This window comes from Gordonia sp. CPCC 205333 (genome assembly GCF_048537885.1).
GTDB lineage: Bacteria > Actinomycetota > Actinomycetes > Mycobacteriales > Mycobacteriaceae > Gordonia.
Map to the genome: position 1 here is coordinate 586,431 of NZ_JBCLVI010000002.1, position 26,220 is coordinate 612,650.

30 protein-coding genes and 1 tRNA gene are annotated in these 26,220 nt (G+C 63.3%); 15 read left to right on the forward strand and 16 right to left on the reverse strand.

Annotation, left to right across the window (positions count from 1 at the left end; translation table 11 throughout):
- Window positions 1–4: 4 nt before the first annotated feature.
- The gene (locus tag AAFP29_RS08430) at window positions 5–1,246 is read right to left on the reverse strand and encodes a hypothetical protein (RefSeq protein WP_419216885.1); all 1,242 of its coding nucleotides are present in this window, start codon (window positions 1,244–1,246) and stop codon (window positions 5–7) included.
- A gap of 220 nt (window positions 1,247–1,466) precedes the next feature.
- Between AAFP29_RS08430 and AAFP29_RS08435 the strand changes: the two genes are divergently transcribed.
- Window positions 1,467–2,504, forward strand: coding sequence for an alpha/beta hydrolase (locus AAFP29_RS08435; RefSeq protein ID WP_419217249.1), 1,038 nt, complete (start codon window positions 1,467–1,469; stop codon window positions 2,502–2,504).
- A gap of 159 nt (window positions 2,505–2,663) precedes the next feature.
- A complete protein-coding gene (locus AAFP29_RS08440; RefSeq protein WP_419216886.1) occupies window positions 2,664–2,792 on the forward strand; it encodes a hypothetical protein in 129 nt (42 codons plus the stop codon).
- On the opposite strand, the gene AAFP29_RS08445 is transcribed toward AAFP29_RS08440, so the two are convergent.
- Both AAFP29_RS08445 and AAFP29_RS08450 read right to left on the reverse strand, forming a co-directional pair.
- Window positions 2,793–3,188: a PPOX class F420-dependent oxidoreductase gene (locus tag AAFP29_RS08445; protein WP_419216887.1), complete on the reverse strand. Its 396-nt coding sequence runs from the start codon at window positions 3,186–3,188 to the stop codon at window positions 2,793–2,795.
- A gap of 52 nt (window positions 3,189–3,240) precedes the next feature.
- Window positions 3,241–5,274 carry a CocE/NonD family hydrolase gene (locus AAFP29_RS08450; RefSeq protein ID WP_419216888.1) on the reverse strand — a complete coding sequence of 678 codons (2,034 nt, stop codon included), beginning with the start codon at window positions 5,272–5,274 and terminating at the stop codon, window positions 3,241–3,243.
- 139 nt (window positions 5,275–5,413) lie between these two features.
- Between AAFP29_RS08450 and AAFP29_RS08455 the strand changes: the two genes are divergently transcribed.
- Window positions 5,414–6,274, forward strand: coding sequence for an exodeoxyribonuclease III (locus AAFP29_RS08455; RefSeq protein ID WP_419216889.1), 861 nt, complete (start codon window positions 5,414–5,416; stop codon window positions 6,272–6,274).
- Between the two features lie 7 nt (window positions 6,275–6,281).
- Here AAFP29_RS08455 and AAFP29_RS08460 read toward each other — a convergent pair whose 3' ends face one another.
- Window positions 6,282–6,695 (reverse strand): ester cyclase, encoded by a 414-nt coding sequence (locus AAFP29_RS08460; protein ID WP_419216890.1) that lies wholly within the window; start codon window positions 6,693–6,695, stop codon window positions 6,282–6,284.
- A 97-nt stretch (window positions 6,696–6,792) separates the two neighbouring features.
- Between AAFP29_RS08460 and AAFP29_RS08465 the strand changes: the two genes are divergently transcribed.
- The 7 genes from AAFP29_RS08465 (at window position 6,793) to AAFP29_RS08495 (ending at window position 12,186) form a co-directional block, all read left to right on the forward strand.
- Window positions 6,793–7,383: a TetR/AcrR family transcriptional regulator gene (locus AAFP29_RS08465; protein WP_419216891.1), complete on the forward strand. Its 591-nt coding sequence runs from the start codon at window positions 6,793–6,795 to the stop codon at window positions 7,381–7,383.
- A 68-nt stretch (window positions 7,384–7,451) separates the two neighbouring features.
- Window positions 7,452–9,038 carry an alkaline phosphatase D family protein gene (locus tag AAFP29_RS08470; RefSeq protein ID WP_419216892.1) on the forward strand — a complete coding sequence of 529 codons (1,587 nt, stop codon included), beginning with the start codon at window positions 7,452–7,454 and terminating at the stop codon, window positions 9,036–9,038.
- 531 nt (window positions 9,039–9,569) lie between these two features.
- Window positions 9,570–9,707: a hypothetical protein gene (locus AAFP29_RS08475; protein ID WP_419216893.1), complete on the forward strand. Its 138-nt coding sequence runs from the start codon at window positions 9,570–9,572 to the stop codon at window positions 9,705–9,707.
- A gap of 68 nt (window positions 9,708–9,775) precedes the next feature.
- Window positions 9,776–9,943: a hypothetical protein gene (locus tag AAFP29_RS08480; protein ID WP_419216894.1), complete on the forward strand. Its 168-nt coding sequence runs from the start codon at window positions 9,776–9,778 to the stop codon at window positions 9,941–9,943.
- Window positions 9,940–11,064: an MFS transporter gene (locus AAFP29_RS08485; RefSeq protein ID WP_419216895.1), complete on the forward strand. Its 1,125-nt coding sequence runs from the start codon at window positions 9,940–9,942 to the stop codon at window positions 11,062–11,064. The genes AAFP29_RS08480 and AAFP29_RS08485 overlap by 4 nt, the downstream gene beginning before the upstream one ends.
- A 67-nt stretch (window positions 11,065–11,131) precedes the next feature.
- Window positions 11,132–11,590, forward strand: a complete 459-nt coding sequence (locus AAFP29_RS08490; protein ID WP_419216896.1) for a MarR family winged helix-turn-helix transcriptional regulator — start codon at window positions 11,132–11,134, stop codon at window positions 11,588–11,590.
- The gene (locus AAFP29_RS08495) at window positions 11,587–12,186 is read left to right on the forward strand and encodes a DUF998 domain-containing protein (RefSeq protein WP_419216897.1); all 600 of its coding nucleotides are present in this window, start codon (window positions 11,587–11,589) and stop codon (window positions 12,184–12,186) included. The genes AAFP29_RS08490 and AAFP29_RS08495 overlap by 4 nt, the downstream gene beginning before the upstream one ends.
- A gap of 609 nt (window positions 12,187–12,795) precedes the next feature.
- On the opposite strand, the gene AAFP29_RS08500 is transcribed toward AAFP29_RS08495, so the two are convergent.
- From AAFP29_RS08500 to AAFP29_RS08545, 10 genes are all read right to left on the reverse strand, one after another.
- Complete coding sequence (locus tag AAFP29_RS08500) at window positions 12,796–12,978, reverse strand: hypothetical protein (RefSeq protein ID WP_419216898.1); 183 nt, start codon at window positions 12,976–12,978, stop codon at window positions 12,796–12,798.
- Window positions 12,975–13,412, reverse strand: coding sequence for a hypothetical protein (locus tag AAFP29_RS08505; RefSeq protein WP_419216899.1), 438 nt, complete (start codon window positions 13,410–13,412; stop codon window positions 12,975–12,977). The genes AAFP29_RS08500 and AAFP29_RS08505 overlap by 4 nt, the downstream gene beginning before the upstream one ends.
- Complete coding sequence (locus AAFP29_RS08510; RefSeq protein WP_419216900.1) at window positions 13,390–13,587, reverse strand: hypothetical protein; 198 nt, start codon at window positions 13,585–13,587, stop codon at window positions 13,390–13,392. The genes AAFP29_RS08505 and AAFP29_RS08510 overlap by 23 nt, the downstream gene beginning before the upstream one ends.
- The gene (locus tag AAFP29_RS08515) at window positions 13,584–13,754 is read right to left on the reverse strand and encodes a hypothetical protein (RefSeq protein WP_419216901.1); all 171 of its coding nucleotides are present in this window, start codon (window positions 13,752–13,754) and stop codon (window positions 13,584–13,586) included. The genes AAFP29_RS08510 and AAFP29_RS08515 overlap by 4 nt, the downstream gene beginning before the upstream one ends.
- Window positions 13,755–13,932: 178 nt before the next feature.
- Window positions 13,933–14,589: a hypothetical protein gene (locus tag AAFP29_RS08520; protein ID WP_419216902.1), complete on the reverse strand. Its 657-nt coding sequence runs from the start codon at window positions 14,587–14,589 to the stop codon at window positions 13,933–13,935.
- Between the two features lie 363 nt (window positions 14,590–14,952).
- On the reverse strand, window positions 14,953–15,441 hold the full coding sequence (locus AAFP29_RS08525; protein ID WP_419216903.1) for a DUF4411 family protein: 489 nt from the start codon (window positions 15,439–15,441) through the stop codon (window positions 14,953–14,955).
- The gene (locus AAFP29_RS08530) at window positions 15,441–16,595 is read right to left on the reverse strand and encodes an ImmA/IrrE family metallo-endopeptidase (RefSeq protein WP_419216904.1); all 1,155 of its coding nucleotides are present in this window, start codon (window positions 16,593–16,595) and stop codon (window positions 15,441–15,443) included. Before AAFP29_RS08530 ends, AAFP29_RS08525 begins: the two co-directional genes overlap by 1 nt.
- Window positions 16,596–17,293: 698 nt before the next feature.
- Window positions 17,294–18,127 (reverse strand): hypothetical protein, encoded by an 834-nt coding sequence (locus tag AAFP29_RS08535; RefSeq protein ID WP_419216905.1) that lies wholly within the window; start codon window positions 18,125–18,127, stop codon window positions 17,294–17,296.
- A 67-nt stretch (window positions 18,128–18,194) separates the two neighbouring features.
- Window positions 18,195–19,700 carry a hypothetical protein gene (locus AAFP29_RS08540; RefSeq protein WP_419216906.1) on the reverse strand — a complete coding sequence of 502 codons (1,506 nt, stop codon included), beginning with the start codon at window positions 19,698–19,700 and terminating at the stop codon, window positions 18,195–18,197.
- Window positions 19,701–19,840: 140 nt separating this feature from the next.
- Window positions 19,841–19,925, reverse strand: a tRNA-Ser gene (locus tag AAFP29_RS08545).
- Between the two features lie 72 nt (window positions 19,926–19,997).
- Between AAFP29_RS08545 and AAFP29_RS08550 the strand changes: the two genes are divergently transcribed.
- Entirely contained in the window at window positions 19,998–20,969 is a 972-nt protein-coding gene (locus AAFP29_RS08550; protein WP_419216907.1) for an NAD(P)H-quinone oxidoreductase, read from the forward strand.
- Here AAFP29_RS08550 and AAFP29_RS08555 read toward each other — a convergent pair.
- A complete protein-coding gene (locus AAFP29_RS08555; RefSeq protein WP_419216908.1) occupies window positions 20,966–21,484 on the reverse strand; it encodes a MarR family winged helix-turn-helix transcriptional regulator in 519 nt (172 codons plus the stop codon). The two genes, AAFP29_RS08550 and AAFP29_RS08555, sit on opposite strands and share 4 nt — an antisense overlap.
- 41 nt (window positions 21,485–21,525) lie before the next feature.
- Window positions 21,526–22,722: a cysteine desulfurase-like protein gene (locus AAFP29_RS08560; RefSeq protein ID WP_419216909.1), complete on the reverse strand. Its 1,197-nt coding sequence runs from the start codon at window positions 22,720–22,722 to the stop codon at window positions 21,526–21,528.
- A gap of 96 nt (window positions 22,723–22,818) precedes the next feature.
- Here AAFP29_RS08560 and AAFP29_RS08565 point away from each other — a divergent pair, with 96 nt between their 5' ends.
- The 4 genes from AAFP29_RS08565 to AAFP29_RS08580 are packed head-to-tail and all read left to right on the forward strand — an operon-like array spanning window position 22,819 to window position 26,150.
- Window positions 22,819–23,361 carry a bacterial proteasome activator family protein gene (locus tag AAFP29_RS08565; RefSeq protein ID WP_419216910.1) on the forward strand — a complete coding sequence of 181 codons (543 nt, stop codon included), beginning with the start codon at window positions 22,819–22,821 and terminating at the stop codon, window positions 23,359–23,361.
- A 38-nt stretch (window positions 23,362–23,399) separates the two neighbouring features.
- The gene (locus AAFP29_RS08570; RefSeq protein WP_419216911.1) at window positions 23,400–24,257 is read left to right on the forward strand and encodes an ABC transporter permease; all 858 of its coding nucleotides are present in this window, start codon (window positions 23,400–23,402) and stop codon (window positions 24,255–24,257) included.
- A gap of 8 nt (window positions 24,258–24,265) precedes the next feature.
- Window positions 24,266–25,192, forward strand: a complete 927-nt coding sequence (locus AAFP29_RS08575; protein ID WP_419216912.1) for an ABC transporter ATP-binding protein — start codon at window positions 24,266–24,268, stop codon at window positions 25,190–25,192.
- Window positions 25,179–26,150, forward strand: a complete 972-nt coding sequence (locus tag AAFP29_RS08580; RefSeq protein ID WP_419217250.1) for a glycosyltransferase — start codon at window positions 25,179–25,181, stop codon at window positions 26,148–26,150. Before AAFP29_RS08575 ends, AAFP29_RS08580 begins: the two co-directional genes overlap by 14 nt.
- The last annotated feature ends 70 nt before the right edge of the window (window positions 26,151–26,220 follow it).

Below are 26,220 nucleotides of genomic sequence, written 5' to 3' on the forward strand. Positions count from 1 at the left end.
CTGCCTAGGACGGCTCGTAACGCTCGGGCAATTGCTCGGGCAGCGGTAGCGGATTGCTCATGGAAATACGGGCGATATTGCCCTGCAAAACATCCCGATAAATACGCAATTGCTCTTCGCCCGCGCGTACCTGCTCGGTAACTCTCTTCGAATTGTCGGCCGATATCTCCCGATCGCCGGAACGCGCGATCAAATGGTCGATCCGGTCGTCGATAGACGCGGCGTGGTTGTATTCAGCCAACAGCTGCAATTCAACTGCCGCCGACTCGACGACGTGCGCGACCTCCGTCAACGCCTGCACCCGATCGATCAGCTGGCTCCACACCGGGCGCAGTGCGGCTTCCTTCACATTGATGTGCTCGGCGAATGACCGGTCGAAGCCACCATTGCTCAACGCGCGGTCGAGATCGACGCGAACTGATCGCAGGGAAATGACATCGGCGGCAATTTCCGCCAATTCCGCATGCAGATTGACCTGCGTGCGCGGAAGGGCGAAATGATCCGACGTCCACGCTGGATTGCGCATGATCCGGTCGTAATAGTGGCCCGCGACGAACAGGATCGTCTCGTATCCGTCGACGAAACGGGCCTCGCGCTGAGTGGCAGCCGACGGACCCGTCGCCGTCTCTGGATCTCCGAAAAGTTGCCCGGCCCACTGCTCGGCCTGGTTACTCCCGGCCCGCGACGCCATCTGCCCCACGACGCCGACGATCCGCTCGATGGCCGCGCCGCCTGCCTTACGCATGTAGTTGACGTTATTGACGTTTGGGGTCGGGGTGCATAGCAATCCACCGAACAACCGTTCCCGATCGTCGAGCTCCAGGTAGACGTTCTCGCGTCGTTCGCGACGGATCGAGCGGGTCCCCGATGCGAACACCCCCTTGCCGATCACGACCGACTTATGTGCGTCGTCGCGGCGGCGTTGCAGACCGTTGAGCCGGTTGCGCAACACCGCGGCCACCATCGACGGCATCATCGGATTGTTCAGTTGCTGCTCAACCTGCGCGATGCTGCGCTGCAGACGCCGCAGATCACTGAACCCACCGTCCAGGCCAGGCAGTGACACCCCGGTCGATGCCCGCCGCACGACGATTGCGCGCGCACCGGGGGCGACAAATCCCGCCGCGACCAGCAGTGCGGCGTTGTCGGACAGCTCGGCACGCTCGCCAGGCATCCGCGAAGCATCGCACCAGCTACGGATGACTTCGCTGGTCGGCGAATTGATGGTGGCACTCACTCTTGCCATGTTACCCACGAGCCGTGACGTCGAACGGTGCCGCTGATCACGTGGGCTGCCGTTAGTTCCGCCGCCCGATGACACTGCCAGATAACTGCCAGGTTTCGGTTTGGGCACCCGACTATCCCCGCAACGACAATCGCGCCATACTCACCAGTGTTACTGAAGTGACTGATGTGACAATCGGGAAAAGGACGCTGTGCGCCTGCTGGAGGATCGACTTGTGAAGATGCGGATTGTGGCGACAGCGCTGTCGGCAGTTGCGGGACTGACGATCGGCGCGGTTCCAGCGATCGCGGCACCGGCACCTGGCCCACCTCCACCAGCTCCCCCGGCGCCCGGCGCGGCACCCGCGCCAGCCCCTCGCCCCGCCGCGACCCGAGTCGTCGCCAAACGTCCACTGAAGGGCCGCGAGCGGCTTCGGATCTACTCCGCAGCGATGGAACGCGAAGTCGTCATCGACCTGCAGCGCCCCCGGGGCGCGGACAAGAGTCGGGCCAAACGTCCGACGCTTTACCTCCTCGACGGCGCCGAGGCACGCGACGACGAGTCCGGCTGGTACGCCCGCACCGACGTCGCTTCCCTCGCCGCGACCGAAAACCTCAATGTGGTCACACCTGTCGGTGACCCGCATAGTTACTACACCGACTGGCAACGCGTCGATCCCGGCATCGGCCGCAAGTACATGTGGGAAACCTTCCTCACCAAAGAACTGCCGCCGATCATCGACCGCGACTTTGGCGGCAACGGCCGTAACGCGATCGCGGGGGCGTCGATGGGCGGTGTCGCGGCGTTGACGCTCGCTACCCGACGGCCCGACTTGTACAGCGGCGTAGCCGGATTCAGCGATTGCGCCAATATCTCCAGCGGCCCCAACAAGTTCTTCACGCAGTGGGATATCAGCCGCGGCGGCGGTAACTCGATGAATATGTGGGGGAAGTTCACCGACCCGGAATGGGAAGCACACGACCCTTACGTACACGCCGACAAACTCGCCGGCAAGACCATCTACATGTCGTCGGGCAACGGCATTCCCGGTGAGTACAACGCAGTGTCGAGCGACCCGATGAATGAAACTCTCGCCGGAGTGTTCCTGGAATTCGGCAGTGCGCTGTGCACCGGCCAGATGACCTCCAAGCTCTCGCAGCTGAACATTCCGTACACCTCCAACATCCACCCGGTTGGCACCCACCGCTGGGAGTATTGGCGCGACGAATTACGTTCTGCCTGGCCGGTATTGATGAAATCAGTCGGCCTGCGACAATAGCCCGATGGCGCTGTTGGCCGACGCCGCCCCACCACCGGCGGACCGTGATCGCCGATCAGCCGTTGATGTGGCTCGCGTTTGTGCTCATCATCGGTGTCGCGCGCGGCGGGCCGGTGTGGATCAGCGGCGCCGGTATGACGACCACTAGACTTGATCACTATGTGTCAGCCAGTGAAATGCAATGTCTGCGGAAAAACCACCTGGGCCGGGTGCGGTGAGCACATCGCCGAGGTCCAGGCGACGGTGCCGGCCGAACAGTGGTGCGACGGCAATCATTCGGGCAAATAGCTACTCGGTGGCAATTACGACGACAGTGTCGCCGTAAGGCTGGGTACGCCCTTTGAGTTTGGCGCCGATGGTGTTAAACAGCTTTGAAATCGGTACTTGCACACCATATTTCGCCTTAACTGCGGCTTGCACGGCGTCAAACTCGGGTCCAGCCGTCACCAGTTTCGCGGTCCCGGCGACGGCAACTGCGCCGGCCGGGATAGCGCCGCGCTGACTACAGGGTGTTACCTCGACAGCGGGGTTGTTGCGGAGCCGTTTGGCCTTCCCGGACGTCGATGACGTCCAGAAGCCGATCCGCCCGTCGTCGAGCGGGACGACCCACACCGGGGTGGCGACGCCCTCGCCCGACTTACGGAATGTGGTGACCGAGATCGCCTTCTCATTGCTCAATGCCATGTGGCAAGCGTAATCCGACGATCCCGGTTCGACCATCTGAGCCGATCTATTCTCAGCCGATCGGGCGGCTACTCGGCACCTGAATCCAACTTGGGTTTTTCGGGTCAATCAACACATGTTCGGGTTTGAGTGCCGAATCATTCGACATCGGACCGAACGACACCGCGCGCGGCGCGTTGAACGCATAGACGCTTACCCGAAGTCGGTGGCCCTTCTTCAGCAGCGCGTCGGTACCGAGCAGGCCGATGTCCAGGGTCTGTTTGGCTCCCGGCTTCACCAGATCGCGATGGAACCCATCAAGAGCGTAGATCGGATCAACCACGTCGCCGTTTGGCGCGTACCCGGACTTCGCCTTGTCGAGCTGGTTACGGATGGACACCGTCAACGAACCGGTGGTGATAACCCGCGACGAGCCGTCGGGCGCGACGTCGGTGACGACGGTCGCATAGAAACCATCCTTCGCATCGACCTGGGTCCGCAGATGCACGTTGATGGGCCCGTTGATCGATGTCGGCTGTGCCACCGGCGCGGAGGTGAACGTCAACGCGCCCCGCTCGGCGACTCGATTGTCCTTACTGCACACGTCCAGCCAGCTCAAGAAGCCGATTTGATCGCGATTGGTGTCGCCCGAGCACAACGTCGTAATCCCAGGTGCGACAGTCCATTTCGCGCCGCGGGTCGGCGCGGTCTTCGACAATGAGCCGTCGGCGATCGACGTCGGCGAGGTACGACTGCGCGTTGAGGTGAGGTAAAGACGACGATGCTGCTGGTTGTCGCGAGGGAAGGACGTCGACTGCACCCAACGGCCACCCTGCTGGTGGCTGGTCGCCGGCGCGTATTGATCGATGTGGTTGTCGATGCCCTTGATCCATTTGTCGAACCAGGCACGTTGGAGCACACCCCAGGCTGGCGGCTGACCGGGTCCGCCGCGAGCGTCCCAACCATTGGTGACGTGTTGACCGGTGCTCATCAACAGCTTTTTCTTGCTGCTCGGCAGACCGCTGAGCTGGTCGAGGGTGCGCCACTCCATATTCGTGAACAGATCCTGCCAGCCACCGACGACGAAGGTCGGCACCGCGACCTTGGCGGCGTCGGTCGTGAGAGCGTTGCGATAGGAGGAGTTCAGCTCAACGAGTTCCTTGGCCCGTCCGGTCAACGTATTCGTCGACTTGGACAGTAGACCCTGTAGGTATTCCGGAATGAACACCGCCGGATTGGTGAGACGATCACGTAGCCACACCGGGTCGAACTGACCGCGGAGCAGGCTCGGAATGTCGGGGAAGGTCTTTGTCGCATTGACGGCGAATAGCCAGAGCGCGAGAAAGCCTGCGCCATAACCTGATCCGGGTGCGACGACGTCGGCGACGATGTCGGTCATCGGGGCCGCTGGGAAGATCGCCTTGAGACCGAGCGGTCGCTTCGACGCCGCCTGCAGCTGATTGACGGCCGAGTAGGAGTACCCGGACATGCCGAGGTCGCCATTGGAATACGACCGGGTGCGCGCCCAGTCGAGGACTTCGAGGGTGTCTTTGCGTTCGCGCGGACCGAACACATCCCACACGCCTTGCGAGGTTCCGGTACCGCGAACGTCGACGACGACCTGAGTGTAGCCACTACGGACCAGTTTCGGGTCGACGGAGAACGAACTCAGGAGTCCACCCTGGGTGACCTTCAACAGTTGTTCGGTACCCGAGATCGGGGTGCCGGACAGGTTGATCCCGGCGAAGAAATCGAGGACGGGCTTCGATAGGCCCGGAATGTTGGTCGCCGCCGTCGCGATCATGCTGATCAGCTTGTTGTAGGGGGTCATGTTGACGATGACCGGGTTCTTGTCCCTGGTGGCCCGTCCCGCACGGTCGGCCGGCTGATAGATATCCGCGCGCAGGATGGTGCCGTCGGACATCCGGATCGGAACACTCGGCGTCACATGGATTCCCGCGTATCGCTGCGGGCCGTCGTACGTCTTGGTCCACTGCGGTGGATTGATCCCCAATGATGCCGCTTGCGTCGGCGGTGCGGCTGCGACACCGACGGCGATAGCCGACGCGACGAACACCGCCGATAATCGGCTGACAAACTTGTACATCCCGACCCCCAAGGTCTGATTGCGAAGTCAGCATGGTGTGACTGCGCACCTCATGCCTAAGTCATGTGACTGGGATCGCACATTATTACTGGCGAGTAGCTTATGTCAAGATGAGATTTACCTGAGTGAAGGAGTGGATGTGGCCGTTAGCGTTGCCTCGTTCAACGTGAACGGCATCCGCGCCGCCCGACGCCGAGGCTTCGACGACTGGCTCGCCTCCCGGTCGCCCGACGTGGTGGCGTTGCAGGAGTTGCGCTGCCCGGCGGCCGAGGTTGGCGACTTTCCGGGCTACACGGCGGCGGTTGATGTCGGGTCGATTCCCGGACGCAACGGCGTCGCCATCCTGACCGCTACCGCGCCCGCGGACGTCCGCAACTGGGTCACGCATCCGCCGCGCGCTCGCGGCCTGCGCGAGTTCGCGACACATGGCCGCTACATCGAAGTCGACTTGGCTGATCGGCCGCTAACTGTCGCCTGCCTGTACCTCCCCAAGGGCGGGCTGCCAGCCGAGTTGCAGCGCGCCGGGTCGATGCGCGAACAGCCCGACGGTGGCGCCAAATACGCTCGCAAGAAGAGATTCGTCGCGGCGTTCACCCGCGAGCTCGACCGTAACCGATTGTCCGCCTTGCATTCTGGCCGCGAGTTTCTATTGGTCGGCGATCTCAACGTCGCGCACACGCAATACGATGTGACAAATTGGCGACCCGCCCGCAAGATGGATGGGTTTTTGCCGGAGGACCGTGCGTGGTTTGATTCGCTGCTCGGCAAGCGGCGACTGGTCGACGTCGTGCGGCGGGTGTACGGCGACCAACCCGGTCCGCTCACCTGGTGGAGCTGGGCCGGCCAGTCATTCGCGAAGGATGTCGGGTGGCGGGTGGATCATCAACTGGCGACACCGGGTTTGGCGGCTCGGGCCTCGAAGGTGTGGGTGGATAAGGAACCCTCGCCAGATGAGCGACTGTCTGATCACGCGCCGTTGGTGGTGCGGTACGAGGACTGAGTTCGCATCATCTCACTTGATTCTCAAGACTGGACACGTCCAGATACTGCCGATCTTCTTCGACCAGTCCGCCGTCGTTCACGACGAGCACCTTGACATAGGGCAGCACGAAGGTGCTGCCGCGCCGACACGTCGTCACGATCCGTCCACCAAATATCAAGTCCCCCATCGCGGTACCCGAACCGATGAGTTCATAAGCGACCGCCCTATCGGTCGAGTACACACCGCGGACCTGCTCGGTGTAATCCGGAAAAGCGGCAAACCACGCCCGACTCCATGCCACGGTTTGCGACGCATCCAGCGCCGGGAATGACGGGGTGAGTAGAAATCGGTAGGTCGGCGCACACGTCGCTGCCCAGTCGTGCCAATCTTGCCTCACCCACGCGTCTTGCACTCGATGTTGTACAGCATCCAAATTCACATCGCCTCCAATAGCTGCCACTTGGACTCTAATTGCGACGATACTCAGATCCAGCAGGCCCAGTCAATAGCGTCCATCCGGCATGTAAAGTCGAGGAATGTCACCTCGTAGCAGCGCGGCCGTCGCCGCACAGACGCGGACACGGATCGTCGAAACGGTCGGGTACTACGCGTCGCTACAAGGATTCAGTCAGGTCAGCACACGTGAGATCGCCAGGGAACTCGAGATGAGCAAATCTGGCGTCATCGGCCCTTTTGGGTCCCGTGACGAACTTTTGCATGACGCGCTCGAGGCGGCGTTGGCGGCGTTTACGCAAGCTGTCATCTCACCGGCACAGTCCGTACCGGCCGGACACCCTCGACTCATCGCTGTCGCCGATGCATGGGTTGACTACCTCATCAATTGTCCGTTCCCCGGCGGGTGCGTCGTGACCGCCGCATCGATAGACCTCGACGGCCGTCCTGGACCATTGAAAGACCAACTTGCACAAGCGATCCACCAATGGCGTGCGTTTCTCGCCGAACAATTTCGCGCCATGGGACATCGGCGCCAAGAGGCACTCGATCGCGCGACAATGATGATCGGCGTCGCAATGGCCGCGAATCAGGACGTGCAACTTCTCGACGATCCGGCCACCGCGGCACGAACCAAACGCACCCTGCGTGCGGTCATCGATCACCGCGGCTGACATAGTTGGTCATCCGAACTACACATAGCGTTTCCCGACGCGCCAGTTCGGTGCGCAAGTCTGAGGCGATGCCCTCAGATCCTCCGAATACCGTGTCCCGCCGCTCCGTTTTGCGGGGCGCGGCTGTCGGCGCCTTACTCATTCCGGCGGGCGGCCTGCTCGACGCATGCGGATCGTCGGGCGAATCCGGTTCGACCAGTACAAGTTTACTGCGTAATCGACCGACGCTCACGCACGGCGTCGCCGTCGGCGACGTGACCACCAGCGGCGCACTGGTCTGGGCGCGGTCGGATAAACCTGGGACCCTTATCGTCGAAACGTCGGCGACCGAGAGATTCACCAATGTCCGAAAGTTCCACGGGCCCAAGGTCGGAGCTGACAGCGACGGAACTGGACGCCTGCAAATCGCCGGCCTCGAGCCGGGCAAGTCGATCCACTATCGCGTCACCGCCGAAGGCGACGACGGTGCGGTCAGCGAGCCGGTGATCGGGACCTTCACCACCGCTCCGGTGGACGCGGGAGACATTCGCTTCATCTGGTCAGGTGACGTCGTCGGGCAGGGCTGGGGTATCAACCCCGACATCGGCGGTATGAAGATCTTCAGCGCGATGGCTGATCGCGAGCCACAGTTCTTCATCCACTCCGGCGATGCCATTTATGCCGATGGCCCGGTCAAAGCGACACAGAAGCAGAACAACGGCAAGACCTATCGCAATGTCACCAGCCCGGCCAAGTCTCAGGTCGCGCAGACGCTTGATCAGTTCCGCGGCAACTATGCCTACAATCTCACCGACGAGCACTATCGGAGATTTAATTCCTCTGTCGCGCAACTGATTCAGTGGGATGACCATGAGGTGCTGAACAACTGGTTCCCCGGCGAGAGCTTGGCGGGACAGGATCGGGACGGCTATACCGAAACCAGCGTGAACGTACTCGCCGGCCGTGCACGTCAGGCATGGCGCGAATGGCAGCCGGTTCAGCTCGACCGTCGTGATCGGTTGTACCGCAAGGTTTCTTACGGGCCACTGCTCGATGTCTTCATCCTCGACATGCGCACCTACAAAAACCCTAATCCGACGGCGTCGTCGAAGGATGACGCCGCGGGTATCCTGGGAGCCGAGCAGACTCGATGGCTCATCGACTCGCTGCGCGGCTCCAAGGCTACATGGAAGGTAATAGCAAATGATCTTCCGTTGGGAATAGTCGTGCCCGACAAGGCAACCGGTCCGGGGTCGATGGAGGCGGTGAGTCAGGGCGACGACGGAGCGCCGCTTGGACGTGAGATCGCGTTCTCACGAGTCCTGTCCGAGACCAAGGCAGTGAAGAATAAGGTCTTACTGACGGCCGACGTGCACTACACAGCCGCCATCTCCTACCAGCCGGATCGCGCTAGTTTCAAGGACTTTCGCCCATTCTGGGAGTTTGTGTCCGGCCCTCTGCACGCGGGTGCATTCCCAGAATCGCCAGTGGACAAGACTTTCGGAGCGCAGTACGAATTCGTTCATGCCCCAACCGAATCTAATGTGTCACCGGCCGAGGGATTTCAGCATTTCGGCGAGGTCAGCATCGCAAAGGAGACCGGGGTATTGACAGTCGCGTTGCGCGATGCGACGGGAAAGACCTTGTATACCAAGGAAATCGAAGCAGAGCGGTAGTCGGCTGAAGGTCGAGCCGGTCGCCCGACACCACCGACCATCGCTGTCCTAATGCGTAGAAGTCGCCCTCATCCCCCCGATGTCGCCGCCGCGATTGTCGTTCGAAATCCCCGCCTAGAGTGGCCACTGTGACGCGGATATGGTCACGCCCATGCCTCGGCTCAAGAACGAACGGATCACCCGTGTGACCTGAATTCCGTTGGCGGCCAGATGAATCAACGCGATCCGCTCACCGGCTACCGGAATCCACGGGTTGAAACATCGGTTCCGCCGACGTTCAGGTCCTGCGCGCGCAGCGCCGAGACGAGACTGTCGCGTCGGTCGCGATAGACCGAGGTAACGCGGTCGATGACCTCACGGGGGCGCCGAGAGCGACGGCGCTGTGGTCGTCTTCAATGACTACACACGACGTGTCCCGCAATGCCCTCGCCAGTTCACGCGCCCGCACTGACGACGTACTCACGCCGGTCGGATCATGCGCGCGCGGTTGCAGGATGGCCGCGGTGGGAGACTGTTGGAGGGTATGGGCGAATGCGTGCGGATCAGGACCGTGCCGATCGATCGGCACGGCGATGGCTTTCAGTCCCAGCGGTCGAGAAGGTCGAGGAACTGCGGAAACGTCGGATCTTCGACGATCACTCGGTCGCCGTAGCGGGCGACCAATACTGACCCGACGCTGGCGGCGTCTTCCTGTCTGACTTGACCTTGACCTTGACGTCAACCTCTATGTTTCACGGATGATCGCGCAGACACCGACCACGGGCATTCTGACCGGCGTCGACATCCTTGATTCTGGAGACGGGCCGGCCGCAGACCTGACCAATTGCGCACGCGGACATACCTACCCGCCCGATCAGGTCGTGCGCTGGCCGGAGAAGATCCACACGTTCCTCGTGGAACTGTGAGAGCCGCGACCCGGCTACGAACCACCGCGCTCGGCGCCGCACTGTTGGTGTTTCTAACCGCGGAGCTATTTCCGGTGGGCGCACAGTCCGACCTCGCCACAGGGTTGCACACCACGCCCGCACAAGTGGCCTTGCTGTTGTCTGCCTACGCTGTTGTGGCTGGCGCTGCGACACTGCCACTCCTGGCGGTCAGTCGCCGGTTCGATCAGCGCATTGTTCTAGTGACTTGTCTGCTGGTCCTCGGCGCCTCGCAAGTGGGGTTCGCATTCGCCGCCGGTATCACCTCCGCCGCGACATGGCGGACGCTGGCCGCCCTGGTGCACGGGATCGTGTGGTCGCAGGCGACGGTAGTCGCGGTGCGCCTCACGACACCGGATCGGGTCGCACGCGCCAACGCAGCAGTATTCCTGGGATCAACCCTCGGCCTCGTGGCCGGTGCCCCGGTAACCGCGGCACTCGCCCACGCCGTCGGGTGGCGCGCCACCGCCCTGTCCATTGGGGTGGCCGCCACGCTGTGCGCAGCGATGCTGTGGGCGGCTCTTCCCCCGATGCCGGCGCACCCGCAGATCCGTCGAGGGCGAATGCGGGTATCGGGCCGCGACGGAGGGGCGATCGCTATGGTCGCCGGGGTCACGCTGCTCGTGGTGACCGGTCATTACGTCAGTTACGCGTTCCTCGAACCGCTGCTCGTTCGCAGCGGCCTCGGGCAAGGCAGAGTCGCGCCGATGCTCGCCGCTTACGGGGTGGCCGGACTGCTCGGTGTGTGGCTGGCCGGACGTCACCTGGACTCGCATCCCGCGCGAGTGCGCTACGGGTTCCTCATCGCGCTGGTGCTCGCGCTCAGTGGTGTTGTCCTACCATCAACCAGCGCAGTCGCCGTCGTGGTGTGGGGCTGCGCGGCGGCCGCGATTCCGGTTGTGCTGAACACCGCCGCTATCCGATCGACCGCTCACCATGCCGATGTCGCGTCCGGGGTATACGTCGTCGCCTATCAGATAGGCATCGCCGCGGGTTCCGCACTCGGCGCGGGGATAGTCGGCACGGTCGGACTTAGTGTCCTGCCGGTGGTGTCGATCTCACTGGTGGCCGCAGCCGCGGTACTGCCCATCCGTCACAGCTGAGGATGGGCGACAGGAGCGTCCATAGCCACAAGTTGCGGTCACTAACTTAGCTAGCTAAGTTAGTGAGGTGGATCTGGCATACGAACTACACGACCTGGTACTCACTCTCGACCGCCAGGCGGACGCAATGCTGGCGGCCCACGGTTTGAACTACAACCGCTACGTCGCTCTCGTGGTGGTCAGCGAGCACCCCGGCCTCACCGGCCGGCAGCTCGCAACCGCCTTGCGGATCAGCGAACCGTCGACGAGCGCCATCATCAAACGACTCATAACCGAAGGCCTCATCGTCGACGTGTCCCCCGCCGGTTCCGGCCATGTGCGCCGCCTCCAGACCACGGCTGCCGGGCTGTCGGTGCAGCAGGCCGCTAACACGTCATTGGGAAACTCCCTCGACCAGAGCGCCGTTGCCGCCGGAATCGACCCGAACGATCTGGCTCGCACCATCCACACCCTCCACAACCAGATCCAGCGCGAAGGACCGAGCGCCCCTCCCCAAACGCCCCGTCAACACAGGAGCCATCCATGATCTCCGCCCTTTTGATCGTTGCCATGACGCTGGCCACCGCGAGGCTCGCGCTACTCGTGACGCTGCACGTGGTGGGCCGCACCCACTACTCGCCCGTAAAACATGCGGTCAGTGACTACGCGGTGGGGCCAACCCGCAGACTTGCCGCCGCGATGAACGCGGTGACCGCGGCTCTATTCGCGACACTCGCCGCCGCGGTCTGGTGGGGTTACCCGAACTGGACCTCGCACACGTCCAGCACGATCTACCTGGTGGTTCTGTCGGCGATCTTCGTGGTCCTGCCAGCGCTGCCAACCGACCTGGAGGGCGACCGGGCAACGCCAATCGGACGAGCACATCTGATAGCGGCAGTGGCCTGGTTCGCGCTGAGCTACACCCTGACTGGACGCTTTACCCAACTCGTCGCGGACTCCGACAGCTCGTTGTCAGGCGTTCTGCATACGTTCAACATCATCGCAATGGTCTCGTTGATCGCTTTGGTCATCTCGCTGCTTCCCGCCTTGCGAACGAGATTCTTCGGCATCACCGAGCGAATCTTCCTCGGCGCGATTTCAATATTTTTCCTGTTGCTTCCGATCGCGCTACTCGTCGATTGAGCTTGGTTGGGTTGGGCGGGGGTTGCCGCGTTGGTTTGTCGACGAGGTCACGTGTGCGCTCAGTCGCTTCGGCCGACCTCGGTTCCCTAATCGCGCACCACCGCAACATCTTTCGCTCCCGGTTAGCGAGCGGTTGGCCGTAGCTGAGCCGAACCGATTCGATCACGTCGGTGGACCTCCCCGACGAGTTCCCGGCTTCCGACACCTAACACGGCTGGACGTGCCGGATGAAGCGCACTACCCCCTGAGCGAAGTTTCTCGCCGCCCGGGGACAGGGCGATCGGCAGCAGCCGGGGGACCGAACGCCGTATCGCTCTGTCGGAATCGCACATGATCGTGAACTGGCGGCGGACGAGTCGTGGCAAGCAGGCCGGTGGGCAATAGTTGCAGAAGCCCTGCCCACAGTGAGGAAGCAGCGAGTCGAGGCCCGAACTCGGATCGCACGCGAGATTCGGAAAGCCCTGGTGGGGCGCGTTCTATGCCGCGCTCAGAACCCGGTCTGTCCGATCGGACACCTTCACCGCGGCTTGCGCCTGCGGATCAGCCACCACTCGGGCCTTGACCTGATCGAGTGCAGGGTCGAGGAAGGTGGCAACTCCGACGGCCTTGTCATCGTCGCTGTGCCCCCTGTTGCAGACCGATGAGGGCCGCCTGCCCTCCGGGCGCTACGACGAATACTGCGCCACCGGAATCACCGCCGTCGTTGACAGTGGCTTCGCGCTCGTAGCGCAGGTCGTCGCCGTCAGCGCTGATCAGTCCACCGCAGCGGACGCCCGCTCGGGCACCGATCACGCAGATTGGGTGCCGACCGCGAGCTTGCGCGTGCCGGCGACAGTGAACGCACCGGCGACTGGCCAGGTGCGCGCGACGCGCGTCGACTCCGTAGGGACCGATGCCGTTGTCCAGACCACAGCAGCGTCGATCGAGTACCCGTCGGCGGTCGTGCCGTCGACCGCTCCGGTCGCCGGTCCGAGGGGCTTCGTATTGGCGCCACCTGCGTCCGTCTGCAGTAGCTGGGACTGGTCGCCCGATGTCGTAGCGCAGTGGCCGGCAGTCAGTACACCCCGGGCGGCGTCGAGGGTCGCGGGCGCGACGATCGGCCCCAACGTGCACATCTTCGCGGCTCCGGACTCGGCGCGTCGGAGCTTGATGCCGGGTGTCGGGCTACTGCCGTACGCGATCCCGTTCCGGTCAACGGTGCGCTCACCCTGCCCGGTCACGTTCACCCACGCGATCGTGGCGGGGCTTGGCCCATCCACGGCGGTGCTCTCCGCCGCAGTCGTCGGCGTCGTACCCCGCTCCAGTTTCCGACGCTGGCGTGCCCGACGTGCTGCAGGCGGCCAGCAGCAGTGCGCTCGCGACCGCTGCGATTCCCCCGCCTACCCAACCCCCGGTTCTCATGCCTTCATTATCCCATCCAGGCTGGACAACGCGCCCCCGGCTTTCGCCAGCACCTCGCGCACCTCGGCGGTGCCGCTGAGGCCGGGCGTACCTGCGAGCAGCGCTTCTGTGCGGGCGAGAGCGCGGCGGTCGGCGGCGATGGTGGTGGTCAGCGGTGATGCGGTCATGCACGGGATCATGCACCCGCGCGGCGGGATCAGCGGCGTGGGGCGCGAGTGGGTAGGGTGATCAGACGCGCGGTGCGGTGGGGAGGGGCAGTCGCTCACGCATGACGCCCATGGTGGCACGTCGCCGGCAGCGCGTTGATTCGGACGGGTCCGTGCGCTGTGGTCCGGTCGGGGAATCTCACCGGAACCGAAGCCGACGATTGGTAGCAGGATCGCCTCGCTTACGGCGTCGAGCGCGCCGCTGCCGGATGTCATGAGCGAGGTCTTCGCCGCTGACGACATCGGGAAGCCGAGCGTACAGCGCCCAACAGTCATCACAGAGCACCTCGTCGCCGGAGAGGTGCTCGCCGAGAGCTCCGAGCATGGTCTCGACTCGGCGGTCAGTCGGATGGTCGAGTAACCCCAAATGGCAAAGGTGAAGGAGTGTCGCGGAGGCTATCGTCGACGCCGACGCGCCGTGCGGAACTACGACATCTTCCCGTGCCAGTGCGGCGAGTGGTTGTTCTCGGATGCGGATCACGACGTCGGCCAGGTGGTCGTTCAGGACACGATATGCCTTCCGTGTGTCCGCATCCTCCTTACCTGCGTGCCAGTAGGCCCCGTCGTACTCGAACCCATACATCAGGCCGTGTGGCAACTGAAATCGCATGTCTAGGTGCATGCGAGCGTCACTGGGCAAGCGAACGTCCTGCTCGCCAGGGCCGAGCACGAACCCAAGGATCGCGAATACGTCCGATTCGAGCTTGGACGTTCGAGGCTCACCGCCGAGGCAGTTGTCGCACCGGTCCCCGCGAATGTAGCGACCACGTGCCGAGCTCATTCGATATCTGCCCATGCTGCGAACGTAATAGAGGCCTAAGACAACGCCCGCGCTAAGAACTGGAAGTTCCCAGCCGCGGTGGGACGCGCGGGTGGGGCGGGGTGCTGGCACAGGCGTTCTCTAAAACAGAGAATCGTGGACGTGTGGGGAATCAAGAAAATCAGGGTCGTGGTGCCGCCGGACGAGGACATCGAGCTGCCACTGAGCCGATCGGCGCGAGGACTTGGAGGGGCTGTACCCGTACCTCGAGAAGGTGCCGGTGGAGGGGTATCCGTCGCGGGTCGAGGTGCACGCCGATGAGTCGGTGTGGTTGGTGTTCCGGACGCCGTTGCCGTGGAAGGCGCTGCGGATGGGGCGGGGCGACGCCGAGGGTAGGTGTTAGGTCTTCAGTTCGAGTGTGGCGCCAGTCCGCCGCATCATCTCGAACGTGCCGATCGAGCTGACACCGAGCGCGGTACAAGCGTCGGGGATCATCACCCTGTTCCGACGCGCGGGGTTGGCGAGTTCGTGGGTGACCATCGTGTGGCCGTGAGCGGCGGCGAACGCGACGAGCTGGTAGTCGGCGGCGTTGCCGGCGAACGCAGCGAGGGCAGCGGGCAGGAAGTTCTGGGAGTTCGCCCACGCGGTCAGCGGTGCGAACTGAGCCGCAGCGGCGCCATCGAGCGGGAGGAAGAAGGAGCCGTTGTTCTGCGCCCACACGGATAACTCGTCGCTACCGGCGAGGAGCTCGGCGCGGACCGCCTCGATGCTGCACACCAGCCCGCCGTTGTGCGCCTGCTCCAGCCAGGTCCAGAAGCCCGGTGCGATGTCAAATCCGTAGTAGCGGTTCTTAGCCTCGATCAGAATGTTCGCGTCGACGAGGAACATCACGCCACCCCGATCTCGTCAGCGAGCCGGGCGAAGGTCTCGTGCTTACGAGTCCCGAGGAGTTGGAAGGCGTCACGGTAGCTGGTGTCGCCCTGGAAGGTACTCGCGATGACTGCGCGGGCGAAGTGCCGGCTCAGGCGCAGTGGCTGCGTGTTGTAGTAGTTGCCGCCGCTGCCGCGGTTTCGGCCGGCGTGCTCGATCACCCGCTCGCGTTCAGCTTCGTACTCGTCGCGGTAGCGGTCCCAGGTCAGGAACTTCGCGTCGAAGAACCGCTTCAGGATTACTAGGGTGCTGACCTTGTAACGCCTGGCGAGACGAGTGACCTCTTGCTGCGTGACCTCGCCAGGGAAGTCGCTTCGCAGGCTGGACAAGGGAACGAGCACCTCCGCCGCGACCCGATTGCACCATAGCTCGTCCGCTACGCCGTCGCGGGCGACCATCGCGGCGTCAGACAGCGCGCTCCCGCCGAGCCACACGTGAGCGACCTCGTGGATCAGCGTGAATATCTGGGCGGCCTTGGTGTCGGCGCCGTTGACGAAGATCAACGGAGCAAGCGGGTCGGAGAGTGCGAAGCCGCGGAACTCGTCGGGATCCAGGGCCCGGTGGGTATCACCGCCGACGATGCCACTGACCATCACGAGAACACCGATGCCCTCGATCATGTCGATGAGCTGGCGGAGTGCGTCCTCGTAGTTTGCGAATCGGGCCCTGCTTACGACGTCGAACCCAAGCTCATGACTGATCGCACGCGCGGCTTCGACGTGGGGGGTATTGACCGTCGCGGAGCCGACGTACTGCAGCGGATCACTGCCCTGCTCGCGTTCGTATTCCCGGTACCAGTCCTGGCGGGCCTGGCAGATATAGATCGTGTCGAGCAAGTCTGCGGACGGGCGGGGCACCGCTGCGTTGCCGATGGTGCGCATGTCGGGGATCGGCACCGGCTCGGTGGGAGGCTCTTGGAGGAACAGCAGGCCGAAGGGCGTGTGCGTCGCGTGTGCGAACTGCTCCAGCTGTTTGAGGGTGGGCTTCTGGTCGCCGGTGAGCCAACCGTCGAGCCGCGGTGCTCGCTTGTGGGTGGTCGCCTCGTCCCAGCCGGCACGCTCAACGGCCCACTCAAGGAGGCGGGGTGCGACGTCAACGCGAACGACGGCCACGGATCTCCTTAACTTCGAGGTGGGAGTGGTACTTGGATAGTGTGCCCGACCTGGCCTGAGCTCGTGGAGTGACCCCGCGGATTGGCGATGACCCCGGGACGCAACTGCTGAGCGCTGTGCGGGCGTTCCAGAGAACTGTCGCATGCGGCTCCGACAGAGTAGGGCAACTGTCGCCGTCCGGATACTCAGGCGAAGAGTGGTGTTACCGATCCTTCGGCGTGGGTGCGGGTGTGGAGAGTACCCGCCCCTCGGTTTGCCGCCGCGTTCTCGGTCCCGCCGCCTGCCTCTTTGGGGCATGATTCTTCGGATGACAATGACGGGTTCTGAGAAGGCATTCCCTACCGGCGCTGTCGAACCGGGGGCCTATGACTGCGTCTGGGATATCGACGGCGTCGAGGTTCAAGGTTCGATCGAGTTGGAGGGAGGTCGATTCCCGAGCGGCCGGGCGAAGTTCACCCTTGCCGCCTGCAGCACCCCCGGCGAGATGATGGTATTTCCAAGAAGTGAACAGCGAGATCGGGTCGACGGCTTCATCGAGCAGTCGGGCGCCACATCACTCTCGTGGACGTCACAATCACCACCACGTTCGAAAACGCCTCGTTCCTCGAAGCGACCTTTGCGCTCGTGGGGTTCGACCTCGACAGCGAACACGACCTCCTATTCAGCAAGGCGTGTTTCCAGACCACTGGACTAGAACTCTAGTTCTCTTTCATCCCCGCAGTGCCGTCCTCAGGAACCGAGTTACCCGCCTGGTCGAGGCGCACCAGCTTTACTGACAAGCTGTGCGGACGAGGGGTGGTGCGAATCTCCAGGAGGGCTACAGCATGCTGCACTACCCGGCGCGCGATCTGAAGCTCAGTCAGAAAGAACTCGCGATTCGGTTCCCGCTGGCTTAGCTCTCCGTGCTCGTACAACGGGATACTCTTCACTGTGGTGACCTCGTTCAAGGCCCAAGTTTTCGCGTGACTCACGCCCGAACATAGCCTCCATGCCGTCAGTAACGACTCTGGATGCTGCGGGAGCGAATCGATCGACTTGATCAGACTCTGGAATCCCCCAGGGTTGGCGACTTTGATGTTGACGCCCAGCTTCTCAGCTGCCGAGTCGGCCCACTCCTGACGTTCTTGTTGCTCATCCACCCCCAGGGGAGTCCCGCTGTAGGCGGTCTCCGCGAACTTCCACGAGTCCCGATGCTGCCAGAGGAGCCGAGCAAGTCGTGTGTCTGGGTCGTCCGGCACCAAAAGCCAGGTAGCCATCCCGGCGGACTCATATGTCCCCCGCAGAAGCGTGAACTGCGGGCTAATCCAGTCGTCGCTCAGGATCAGCGCGCAGGCCGCCTCGGCGCTTTCTGCTGCGTGGTCCAGGCACCGGCGCACGACCGACGTCGCCCAAATATCTGGGAATCGACGCTCGTCCAGTGACAGGTCACTCGCTACCGCGGCAGGCTGCGGCGAAATCTTCCGCACACGCGAGTGAAGACCGCGGAGAGTCTCCAACTCGTTCGCTACTGCGGTGCCCACATCCAAACTCATGGGACAAGGACTACCACGTGTTGCCTGAACCAGCGGAGTTGTTGCGGCGGACCCGCGGGACCCTGCTTCACTCCCCGAGAGGGAAGACCTCCGACGCGCGATATTCGCAACCGAGGAGCGCGAGGTAGTCGGCGCGGACCAACTGTCGCAGCAGGTCAGCGAGCTGGTCGAGCTCGTGAACGTTGTACGTGCCGGTTCCATGCGACAGGCGATTGCGGACTATGCGAACTGCGCTCTCCACGGAGTTGCGGTTCTCGTCCTCCATCTCGGTAGCGATAACCCGTAGCGCGCCCAGTCGCCGTCGTGGTTCCAGACCTTCGTGGCGGTCGAAGACGGCCTTCAGAGTCGTGTCGAGAGTGGACCGCGGAGACTTGCCGATGGAGTCCTTCACGAACTTGAGCTGGGCTCTGGTCAGGACTCCGTCGTCCTGTGCAGCTTTCAGCACTTCCAGCAGTTCTGCACGCTTAGTTCGGTGCTTCTCGACGCGCACCTCCCACTCGTCTCTCGTGTCGAATCCGTAACCAGCTTCGAGCCACTGGACTAGCTGCAGGACACGCGATCGAGGGTGCTGCGCCCGACTGAGGATCATGGGGTCGTACCCGTCGATCAGCGGATGGCCCTCAGTTCTCTTGAACTGGATGTGCCGAAGAGCTGTAAGCGGCGAGTCTCCGCCGTCGCTACCGATTCGGTAGCAGACTGGCGTCGAGCGGTCCTGATCCGCGTAGTACGGGTTCTGCGTGATCGCCGCGGTAAAGACAGTCACGACGCTGTCAGCGGTTCTGAACGTCAGGTGGGTGAGCTTCTCGGCTCGGCCCGTCGCTGCGCTGACTAGGGTGACGAGGTTGCTACACCAGTGATCGCGCCAGTCGCTAACGCTGAGGCCGTCGGCTACTTGAATCATCGCCCATGGCGCAAACTGCACGCGAAATCGGTACGGGTCGGCCACAGTGGCGGACGACGTGAACTCCAGCTTGAACGACCCGCTCTCATCCTCCCAAGACCTCGCCGTTCCACCCTCGGACGTGGCGGTCCATTGCATCTTCTCTGGGTCGTAGGCCCGCGGGAAGGTGGTGGATGTGAGCGGAGTGAAGCCCGTGGCTAGTTCGGCGCGCTCTCTCAGCCACGCATCACGCCACTCGTGGAATCCTGCGGCGAATTTCGAGTTCATGTGAAGGGCCGCCGCACGCTCCGCGCTGCCCGTCCGAAGTTCGGTGACGAGCGCCTCCACGTCGTGCTTCGTGATCTTCTGCGCGCGAACGTCGCCGTACTTCTCCGTGACGGGTTTCAGCGCGAACCGGTACGCCGCCGCGGTGAACGGCTTCGTGCGCGCAGTCTTCGCGGTGAGCCACGAGTCGACGGCTTCGGCCACGGTCACGTCGCTGGGAGCGGCGTGAGTACCGGTCGCGAGCTCAGCGGTGGTTGCCGCGTGCCACGCCTTCGCGTCGTCGACGGTGACGAACCGCTTCCGGTGCTGGAGCCGTTTCCCGTTAGGGAGCGTGGTGTTGATGCGCGCTTCGTAGCGCGGACCGCGCGCCGTATCGACGCGGGTGATGTAGCTGGGCAATCGGGCCATGTGTTCATCTCACCGTTGATTCGCTGAGAGCCAAGCCGCATGACACGACACGCCGAGCCGATTACCAAGTCAATAGTGGCAGGAGTGGCAATTTCGAGAGGTTCCGACGCCCGGCTGGACGCCGGAACCTCTTTCACCTGCGGAAGCGGAGGGATTTGAACCCCCGGTGGTTTTACCCACGCTCGCTTTCAAGGCGAGTGCATTCGGCCGCTCTGCCACGCTTCCTTGCCAGAACAGGCTAGCCGACCGCCCTACCGGAACCACAATCGGCCGACGTCGCGTCGTAGGCTCGAAGCCATGCGTGCCATCGTCGCGGAGAATTCCGAACTCGTCATCGTCGACCGCCCAACCCCCTCCCCCGACGCCGGCGAGGTCCTGATCAAAGTCGCCGCCGCCGGGGTCAATCGCGCCGACCTGATGCAACGCCAAGGCTTCTACCCGCCCCCACCCGGCGCGAGTGATGTTCTCGGCCTCGAGGTTTCCGGCGAAATCGTCGAAGTGGCCGCCGACGTCACGAATTGGTCCGTCGGCGACAAAGTCTGCGCCCTGCTCGCCGGTGGCGGCTACGCCGAATACGTGAATGTGCCAGCGCCGCAAGTACTTCCGATCCCCGACGGGATCGACCTCGCGACCGCCGCCGCCCTACCGGAAGTCGCCTGCACCGTCATATCCAATGTCGTCATGGCAGCGAACCTGACACTGGGCGAAACACTGTTGATCCACGGCGGCGCCAGCGGTATCGGAACTCACGCCATCCAACTCGCCAAAGCTCTCGGCGCGAGAGTCGCGGTCACCGCCGGATCACCCGAAAAACTAGCCGCATGCGTCGACCTGGGCGCCGACATCACCATCAACTACCACGACGACGACTTCGCGAAAATCCTCACCAACCTCGGCGGCGCCGACGTCATCCTCGACATCATCGGTGCCAAATACCTCGCCCAGAACGTAGCCGCGCTGGCGACCGGCGGACGAATCGTCATCATCGGCATGCAGGGTGGCGTCAAAGGCGAACTCAACATCGGCGCGTTGATGGGAAAGCGCGCCTCGATCACCGGCACCACGCTTCGTGCCCGCCCGGTCGACGGCCCCGGCGGGAAAGGCGAAATCGTCGCCGAAACGCTCGCCACCACCTGGCCGCTGATCAGCACAGGTGACATCAAACCTGTTGTGTCCCAAACATTTTCATTCGACGACGCGGTATCGGCGCATGAATATCTGGAACGTGGCCAGGCAACCGGCAAGGTGCTGCTGACCGTCGTGGACTAGGACCCGCTGCTGACGCCCACGATCCCCCGATGCACCTTGGCTAACGCCGCACCCAACTTCTCGAACTCCTCCGGAGTCAGGACGTCGATGACGTACTGCCGAACCAATTTGTCGCGCACTAGCGCCGCACGCACGAGATAGCAACGGCCTTCAGTGGTGACCCGCACCCATCGCTGGCGGCCATCATCGGCACCGTCGACACGCTCGACACGCCCGGCTTCGACAAGTCGGGTGATCTGCCGGGAGACGGTGCTCAGCGAGATTTGAGTGATCGATGCGAGGTCGGAGATACGCAGGCGATCGTGTTTCGACAACGCCTCAAGGACTCGCCAGTCCGGCGTCTGGGGCAGCCCCGCCTCAGCGAGGCCCTGATTAATCGCGGCGAACAGATGCCAGCCGCCGCTTACGAAGTCGTCCCACGACCGTCGCTCCGCTTCCGAGAAGGAATGTGACCCTCCGGACGGCCCCGAAGAATCTACGAGCCCCGCCACCGCCTTAGATTCAGATTCGCTCACCGCAACTACCTATCACTCGCCAAATTACGCCCAGCGTAGTCTCACGCGAGTGAAGCGAGTGTACGCACTAGGTGATCGACCTCATACGGCGTCGAATACGGGGCTAACCCGATAGTGACCGCGCCGTCCGCCTCATCGACGCCGGCCTGCGCAAGAGCGCGTGACGGCACCGCGGTCAGTGCACAGATCCCGTTGTCGGCGAGACGACGCACTACCTTGTCGCCACTGACGCCGTCGACGGTGAAGCTGACTAGCGGAATGCGATTCTCGGCAGTTCCAAAGACCCGGACCGGGTTCAGATTCTCCAGGGAATTGATCAGATAGAACATCAGTCGCTGCAGGTACTCGTACAGTCCGTCGAGTGAGGTGACCAGCCGACGTCGACGTTTGCCGATCGCATCGTCGTCAATCGACGCCAGATGTTCCACCGAGGCGATGACCCCGGCCAGCAGAGCGCCCTGGTGCTGGCCGACTTCCAGTCGCGCCGGCCCCGACGCCGTCGGGTCGATGGACAGCATTTCAAGCCCGTCGATTTCGGCAGGATCAGCGAAAACCATCGCCGCCACGCGCGGCCCGCCCCACCGATCGGCCGACACCACGACGACGTCGGCACCGAGTTCGGCGATATCGAGCGACAGATAAGGGGCTGCACTACTAGCGTCGACGATCAATTTGGCACCAGCGCCGTGCGCCAGCGTGGCGATTTCGCTGATGTCGGTGAGCGCGCCTGTTGTCGATGATGCCAACGTCACCGCCACGATCTTGGTGGCATCGGAGATCAAATCCGCGAACTGCTCAGTCGGCAGCTGTCCCGTCTCGATATCCATCTCGGCCCAGCGCACCCGCGCTCCGAGCGCCGAAGCATGCCGCAGCCACGGCACGATATTCGCCTCGTCGTCGACTTTGCTCAGCAACACCTCGGTCCCCCACCAGCGCTGCGTACCGTACGCATCGGCGAGGTTTCCGATCAGCGCGGCAACCGACGGTCCTAGCACAACGCCGGCGGCGTCGGCGGCGAGCAAATCCGCGATGGCACGGCGGGCGGTCGATACGACGTCGAGAGTTGCCTGACTCCCCGGGTAAACACCACCCGGCGCCGAAACCAGCGACCGAAATCCAGTCGACACCGCCGAAGCGACGGCGTCCGGAATCTGCATGCCGGCCTGCGGATCGAAATGTATCCACCCGTCGCCCAGGGAGGGGAAGAGCCCTCGCGCGTGGGCGACATCAAACGTCATGAGTCACACGATAGACGGTGACGGTTCGATGCGGTCGCGCCGTTCGTGAGCAGCGGTCGCCGACGTTCGGGTGAATCCAGATGTCAGACTGGAGCAATGATGAGTGGACCTTTTGGCTCCGGCGGCCCCGGCCAGTTGAGCGGCGGCGGCCCGGAGGGCAACGACATCCCCGACAATGTGATCGTCGTGAGCAACGGATCGGACGACGACAATCCCAGTGTCGCCGACATGGTTGAGCAGCCGGCGAAGGTCATGCGGATCGGAACCATGATCAAGCAACTGTTGGAAGAGGTGCGCGCGGCTCCCCTCGACGACGCCAGCCGTAACCGGCTGCGGGAAATCCACCAGTCGTCGATCCGGGAACTCGAAGATGGCCTGGCACCGGAACTGCGCGAGGAATTGGAACGGCTCGCACTCCCCTTCACCGACGACACCACCCCATCGGATGCTGAGCTACGGATTGCCCAAGCACAGCTCGTCGGGTGGCTCGAAGGACTTTTCCACGGCATTCAGACCGCTCTGTTCGCGCAGCAGATGGCCGCACGCACTCAACTCGAGCAGATGCGGCAGGGCGCGCTGCCACCCGGCACCGGGCCCGGTGGCGTCGCCGGCGGGCACGGTCCCGGCCAATATCTGTGACGGCTCGCACTGCCCGGCGACAGGTAGAGTGACCCTTCGTGTCAACGGCAGTGAATGATCGAGTGATCCCCCCGGCACCGGAGACGTCGGATTCGCGGACTCTGCGGCGCGGCTTCGCCGATCTTGCCGAGGGCCTACGCACCCGCGAGCTGTGGCTACACCTGGGCTGGCAGGACATCAGGCAGCGCTACCGTCGCTCGGTACTCGGCCCGCTATGGATCACGGTTGCCACTGCGATCACCGCCGTCGCGATGGGCTTGCTCTACAGCCAGCTGTTCGGGATCGACATCGACAAATTCCTGCCGTATGTGACTCTCGGATTGGTCTTCTGGAACTTTATCCAGAACTCGATCACCGACGGGTCCGAGGTGTTCGCCACCAACGAAGGCCTCATCAAACAGTTGCCGGCTCCGGTCAGCGTGCATGTCTACCGCATCGTGTGGCGGCAACTGATCATTTTCGCGCATAACATCGTGATCTTCATCGCGATCTGGGCCTATTTCCGGCCGCCCACCGGCTGGAGCGGCCTGCTGATCATTCCGGCGATGGTGCTGTTCGTGCTGAATTCAGTGTGGGTGACTATTGTCTTCGGCATTTTGTCCACCCGGTTCCGCGACATCAAACAATTGCTGGCGACCGCGGTCCAGCTGATCTTCTTTATGACGCCGATCATCTGGACGATCAACATGGATTCACTCGGCAAAATGTCCGAGCGGATGAAGTTGGTCGAACTCAACCCGCTGTATCACTACCTGGAGATCACCCGTGGCCCACTGCTCGGCGATCACGTCGAGTTCTACCACTGGGCAATTGTGCTCGGCTGCACCGCGGTTGGCTGGCTGATGGCCTTGTTCGTGATGCGCAACTACCGCGCCCGCGTGGCGTACTGGGTTTAGGACTGATTGTGAAGAATTCGATACTCAAGTCCGCTGCCCTCGTGGACCCCGACAAGGTCCGCGTCGATACCTGGGACGCGTGCGTGGACTTTCCCATCTTCGACGCCAAGACCCGCTCGATCAAGAAGTCCGTATTGGGCAAGGCCGGTGGTGTCATCGGCTCCGCTGGTTCGAATCTCGTTGTGGTGGAAGCTCTCCGCAACATCAATCTGCACCTCGAACACGGCGACCGGGTTGGCCTGGTCGGGCACAACGGCGCGGGCAAGTCGACGCTGCTGCGCCTACTTTCGGGTATCTACGAACCGACCCGTGGTGCGTGCCGGGTGCAGGGACGCGTCGCACCGGTCTTCGACCTGGGCGTCGGTATGGACCCGGAGATCTCTGGTTACGAGAACATCATCGTCCGCGGGATGTTCCTGGGTATGAGCCGTAAGGAGATGCTGCGCAAGACCGACGAGATCGCCGAGTTCACCGAACTGGGCGACTATCTCGAAATGCCACTGCGTACCTACTCGACGGGTATGCGCGTCCGCGTCGCCCTCGGCGTCGTCACCAGCATCGACCCGGAGATCCTGATCCTCGACGAAGGTATTGGCGCGGTTGACGCCGACTTCATGCGCAAGGCCCGAGTTCGCTTGCAGGCCTTGGTCGAACGCTCTGGCATTCTCGTCTTCGCCAGTCACTCAAACGAATTCCTCGCCCAGCTGTGCGACCGCGCATTGTGGATCGACCACGGTCAGATCCGGATGGAGGGCGGCATCGAAGAAGTCGTCGACGCTTACGAGGGCCCCGACGCCGCCGCGCGCGTCCGAAAGGTACTCGCCAATCTGGAGGCTGACGACAAGACCCGGCCCAACTTCGTCGGGTCGGTGTCGGACGCACCCGAGACCAGCGACGACGAGAATGCCGACACCAAAGCCGATGCCGGTGAGTAGCACCACGCGCGTCGTGGCTGTGGTGGTCACTCATCGTCGGGCGGAGTTGCTTGCCGAGTCGTTGAAAGTCATTGCCGCGCAGGATCGTCCGGTCGACCACCTGATCGTCGTCGACAACGCCGCCGAGCAGCGGGTGGCCGAGCTGGTCAACGCGACCGGCGTCGAGACAACCTATATCGGGTCACAGCACAACCTCGGTGGCGCGGGCGGTTTCGCACTGGGCATGCTGCACGCGCTGGCGCTCGGCGCTGACTGGGTGTGGTGCGCCGACGACGACGGCCGACCCGAAGGGCCGCAAGTACTTTCGACGCTGCTCGACTGCGCGACACGGCACGGCCTTGCCGAGGTGTCGCCGGTGGTGTGCAATATCGACGACCCCGACACACTTGCCTTCCCGCTGCGCCGGGGCCTGGTATGGCGTCGCAAGCGGTCGGAACTGTTTGAGGGACAAGAGCATACCGGCGCCGGGAGCGGGCCGAATGTGACCGGCGCCGGGAGCGGGCCGAATACTACCGATGATCTCCTCGAGGGCATCGCCTCACTGATGAACGGCGCGTTGTTCTCCGCCCAGGCGCTCGAGCGAGTCGGCGTACCCGACCTGCGACTGTTCTTCCGCGGCGACGAAGTTGAGATGCATCGTCGCCTGACGCGGTCGGGACTACGTTTCGGGACCTGCCTGACCACCGCGTACCTGCACCCCGATGGCAGCGACGAGTTCCGGCCCATTCTCGGTGGTCGGATGCACACCCAGTATCCAGATAATGCGAACAAGCGTTACTTCACCTACCGCAACCGCGGCTACCTGATGAGTCAGCCGGGTATGCGCAAGCTCATTCCGCAGGAATACGCCCGGTTCGGCTGGTATTTCCTGGTACAGCAGCGTGACCTGGCCGGCTTCCGCGAATGGGTGCGGCTACGCAAACTTGGTCGGGCGGAACACTTTTCGCGACCCGAGTAGACCTGGACCAGGCACGGCTCACGCCGGTTGCGCGCTCTCGGCTGAGTATCGAGTCCGACTCGCCGGGCCT

Bases quoted from the DNA above. Each gene is read 5' to 3' on its own strand.
- AAFP29_RS08540 (WP_419216906.1), bottom strand. From the start codon at position 19,700: ATGGCCCGATTGCCCAGCTACATCACCCGCGTCGATACGGCGCGCGGT.
- AAFP29_RS08475 (WP_419216893.1), top strand. From the start codon at position 9,570: ATGCGTGCGGATCAGGACCGTGCCGATCGATCGGCACGGCGATGGCTT.
- AAFP29_RS08525 (WP_419216903.1), bottom strand. From the start codon at position 15,441: ATGTTCCTCGTCGACGCGAACATTCTGATCGAGGCTAAGAACCGCTAC.
- AAFP29_RS08560 (WP_419216909.1), bottom strand. From the start codon at position 22,722: ATGACGTTTGATGTCGCCCACGCGCGAGGGCTCTTCCCCTCCCTGGGC.
- AAFP29_RS08465 (WP_419216891.1), top strand. From the start codon at position 6,793: ATGTCACCTCGTAGCAGCGCGGCCGTCGCCGCACAGACGCGGACACGG.
- AAFP29_RS08435 (WP_419217249.1), top strand. From the start codon at position 1,467: ATGCGGATTGTGGCGACAGCGCTGTCGGCAGTTGCGGGACTGACGATC.
- AAFP29_RS08495 (WP_419216897.1), top strand. From the start codon at position 11,587: ATGATCTCCGCCCTTTTGATCGTTGCCATGACGCTGGCCACCGCGAGG.
- AAFP29_RS08565 (WP_419216910.1), top strand. From the start codon at position 22,819: ATGATGAGTGGACCTTTTGGCTCCGGCGGCCCCGGCCAGTTGAGCGGC.
- AAFP29_RS08550 (WP_419216907.1), top strand. From the start codon at position 19,998: ATGCGTGCCATCGTCGCGGAGAATTCCGAACTCGTCATCGTCGACCGC.
- AAFP29_RS08510 (WP_419216900.1), bottom strand. From the start codon at position 13,587: ATGAGAACCGGGGGTTGGGTAGGCGGGGGAATCGCAGCGGTCGCGAGC.
- AAFP29_RS08450 (WP_419216888.1), bottom strand. From the start codon at position 5,274: ATGTACAAGTTTGTCAGCCGATTATCGGCGGTGTTCGTCGCGTCGGCT.
- AAFP29_RS08520 (WP_419216902.1), bottom strand. From the start codon at position 14,589: ATGGGCAGATATCGAATGAGCTCGGCACGTGGTCGCTACATTCGCGGG.
- AAFP29_RS08440 (WP_419216886.1), top strand. From the start codon at position 2,664: ATGTGTCAGCCAGTGAAATGCAATGTCTGCGGAAAAACCACCTGGGCC.
- AAFP29_RS08535 (WP_419216905.1), bottom strand. From the start codon at position 18,127: ATGAGTTTGGATGTGGGCACCGCAGTAGCGAACGAGTTGGAGACTCTC.
- AAFP29_RS08515 (WP_419216901.1), bottom strand. From the start codon at position 13,754: ATGACCGCATCACCGCTGACCACCACCATCGCCGCCGACCGCCGCGCT.
- AAFP29_RS08470 (WP_419216892.1), top strand. From the start codon at position 7,452: ATGCCCTCAGATCCTCCGAATACCGTGTCCCGCCGCTCCGTTTTGCGG.
- AAFP29_RS08580 (WP_419217250.1), top strand. From the start codon at position 25,179: ATGCCGGTGAGTAGCACCACGCGCGTCGTGGCTGTGGTGGTCACTCAT.
- AAFP29_RS08445 (WP_419216887.1), bottom strand. From the start codon at position 3,188: ATGGCATTGAGCAATGAGAAGGCGATCTCGGTCACCACATTCCGTAAG.
- AAFP29_RS08480 (WP_419216894.1), top strand. From the start codon at position 9,776: ATGATCGCGCAGACACCGACCACGGGCATTCTGACCGGCGTCGACATC.
- AAFP29_RS08430 (WP_419216885.1), bottom strand. From the start codon at position 1,246: ATGGCAAGAGTGAGTGCCACCATCAATTCGCCGACCAGCGAAGTCATC.